The sequence below is a fragment of the Vibrio sp. 1727 genome (assembly GCF_033344415.1).
GTDB classification, from domain to species: domain Bacteria; phylum Pseudomonadota; class Gammaproteobacteria; order Enterobacterales; family Vibrionaceae; genus Vibrio; species Vibrio alginolyticus.
Window position 1 is genome coordinate 1 of the sequence record NZ_JAWPOT010000144.1, and the last position, 869, is coordinate 869.

Below are 869 nucleotides of genomic sequence, written 5' to 3' on the forward strand. Positions count from 1 at the left end.
CACAGTTAGACACGTTGTTGTACATGGTAGGTGTGGGATTACTTAAAACAGAAGTGCAACACATTTACCCAATGGCTGAAGTTATCGCCGCACACCAACAAGTGGAATCGGGGCGAACGAGAGGCAAGGTATTACTTGATATGACATGCTAGACGCATTCAATTCAGCTTTTGAACATTTAGCCCTTTGGTTTTCTGATTCAGCATTGTGGGTGCTTTTTTTAACGGGCTTTCTGAGCGCCACCTTACTGCCTGGTGGCTCTGAAGCTGGGCTGATAGCAACTCTCTCACTCAATCAATATGCGGTTTCTTCTATTCTTTTGGTTGCCACAATAGGTAATACGCTTGGTGGCTTAACCAATTATTGGCTTGGGTTATGGATCCCCAATAAAACCCAAGAAGAAAAACATGGTCATACCGCTTTAAAGTGGCTAGCAAAATATGGCTACTGGGGATTGTTTTTCAGTTGGTTACCAATTATTGGTGATCCGTTGTGTCTCGCGGCTGGATGGTTAAGGATGAAATTTCTGCCGTGTGTGATTTTAATATTTTTAGGAAAAGCCGCTCGGTACAGCTTGTTGGCGGCCATTTATCTCGGATTATTTTAAGGAAAGTACATGAGAATGTTTTGGGTTGGCGCGTGCTCACTGTTAGTGATCACGGGCTGTGCATCAAATTCCCCTGTTTCATCGTTGCCAAAAGGGGTGACTTTCGTCGAATCATCGAAAGCAGAAGACGGCAAAGTTAAGATCCCATATCAAAAATACAAACTCGATAACGGCTTGACCGTAATTCTAGCGCCAGAGGGCTCTGACCCATTGGTACACGTTGATGTCACGTATCACGTCGGTTCAGCTCGTGAAGAAATCG

Annotated in this window: 3 protein-coding genes; all 3 read left to right on the forward strand. The window is 44.4% G+C overall.

The window, feature by feature from the left end:
* On the forward strand, positions 1-152 hold a 152-nt coding region (locus R8O10_RS24395), incomplete at its 5' end, for a zinc-binding dehydrogenase (protein ID WP_318191842.1).
* Positions 146-607, forward strand: coding sequence for a YqaA family protein (locus R8O10_RS24400; protein WP_005462564.1), 462 nt, complete (start codon positions 146-148; stop codon positions 605-607). The genes R8O10_RS24395 and R8O10_RS24400, both read left to right, overlap by 7 nt.
* A gap of 9 nt (positions 608-616) precedes the next feature.
* The coding region (locus R8O10_RS24405; RefSeq protein ID WP_318191841.1) for a hypothetical protein at positions 617-869 on the forward strand (253 nt) is incomplete at its 3' end.